The organism is Halomonas koreensis (genome assembly GCF_031451675.1).
Taxonomy (GTDB): Bacteria; Pseudomonadota; Gammaproteobacteria; order Pseudomonadales; family Halomonadaceae; genus Halomonas; species Halomonas koreensis.
In genome coordinates this window covers 1-1,516 of sequence record NZ_JARWAK010000032.1, presented here as the reverse complement: position 1 = coordinate 1,516, position 1,516 = coordinate 1, and the positions used below count along the sequence as shown (strand labels likewise).

The window sequence follows — 1,516 nt, the reverse complement described above, 5'->3', positions numbered from 1 at the left end:
CGACCCGCTGACCGATATCCTTGGCCTCGGCCTCGAGGTTACTACCCGCCTCGGCCGAGACGCTGCCGTCCATGACCTCCAGCGACAGGCTCGGCCCCGTGGCCTGTATCTCCTGGGGGCGATCCGGCGCGACCTGCTCCTTGAGGTCGCCATAGCTCATCCCGACCATGCGCAGGTACTGTACCTGAGCCGAGGCATCTAGATCTAAAGCTTTTACTCTTGTATATCTGCCAAAAATCAATACCCAAAGCGAGGAATAAAGTCGGAAAGTGGTGGCTGCTTGCCTATCCATTCCCCTGCAAGAACTTCTGCTTCTTCAATTTCTTCCGTCGTTATTCTACTTTCATTTCGATTCATTGCTCTCTCTGCTGAGTTATCACTTGCTTCTTGCACCATCGCTAGCAAGATCGCCCATCCGCGAACAACATCTTGCTGATTCTGACATATATCCTCACCTGCCGCAGAGTTAAGCTCTTCCGGGTTCAGATAACACCACCCAACACCAAAACGCTCCTCAATATGGCCATTTTCAGAAGCTCTTAAAGTCCACTCCCAGGCTTGCTCAGGCTTCTCTTGCTTTTCCAGCACACCCGCGAGATCACTCATCGCAGGCACATAGCCCTGTTCTGCAGCCTTACGAAACCACTCCTCAGCGGCTTCCAGACGCCTGGATTCCAAGAAGTACCAGCCCTGGCCGCCACGAATATTCATCCCCAGCCGCGTCTGGGCTTCAGGATTTCCCGCTTCCGCCGCTTTTTCCAGCCATTCAACGCCCTCTCCGCCTTCATCCATCAGGCGATAAATATGATAGAGCGCCAACATGGCATCGGTATCACCGGCCTCGGCCTTGGGCAAAGTCTCGGCCAGGGCCTTCTCGCGCCAGCCCTCGGCGTCTTCTGGGCACTCGTCTCCAGCGACGCAGGCACCACCCTGAAACAGGCGCAGCATGGCATAGGGATCACCATGCTCTGCAGCTTTTAAATACCAGACCAAAGCTTCACGAGTCATGCTTCCCATACGCTGACGTCGCTCTGCCTCTCCCATGTAATACATCGCCTCTACATCACCAGCCTCTGCGGCTCGTTCGAGATAGGGCAGCGCCGCCGTTGAGTGATGAATATTGTAGAGGCGCATTCCCTCATCCTTGGCGGACTGAACATCAGTCTCATTAGCCAAAGCAAAACAGGGGAGAAGCAGCAACATAACCATAAAAAAACATTTAACAAAGCTCATTTTTAAGATTCCCGGTATCTGACTTTTTCCCCGCCTGGAGTCTGTACCACTTGGCAGTACATATCGGCATCTATGCCTAAGCGATCAACGAAGCCTTTATAGTCTAGGCGTGCTTGTATAGCTGGCTGACTATTTTCACCTTCTAGCTCCATAAACTGATCCAACTCATAACGATTCTGGCAGTAAGCTTGTCCAAGAGACACGCCCTCGTCTCGCCTGCCATCCTGAGCCATCCGAGCCACCGCCTTTTCGAAAAGCCGCTGAGCGGCAGAGCGAGGATATT

2 protein-coding genes are annotated in these 1,516 nt (G+C 53.4%); both read right to left on the bottom strand.

Annotation, left to right across the window (positions count from 1 at the left end):
* Positions 1–237: 237 nt before the first annotated feature.
* Positions 238–1,233 carry a tetratricopeptide repeat protein gene (locus QC818_RS18290; RefSeq protein ID WP_309654302.1) on the bottom strand — a complete coding sequence of 332 codons (996 nt, stop codon included), beginning with the start codon at positions 1,231–1,233 and terminating at the stop codon, positions 238–240.
* 2 nt (positions 1,234–1,235) lie between these two features.
* A partial coding sequence (locus QC818_RS18285; RefSeq protein ID WP_309654301.1) for a hypothetical protein occupies positions 1,236–1,516 on the bottom strand: 281 nt, incomplete at its 5' end.

What these genes read in the sequence shown, in the direction of transcription:
- QC818_RS18290 (WP_309654302.1), bottom strand. Translation starts at nt 1,233, where the DNA reads ATGAGCTTTGTTAAATGTTTTTTTATGGTTATGTTGCTGCTTCTCCCC.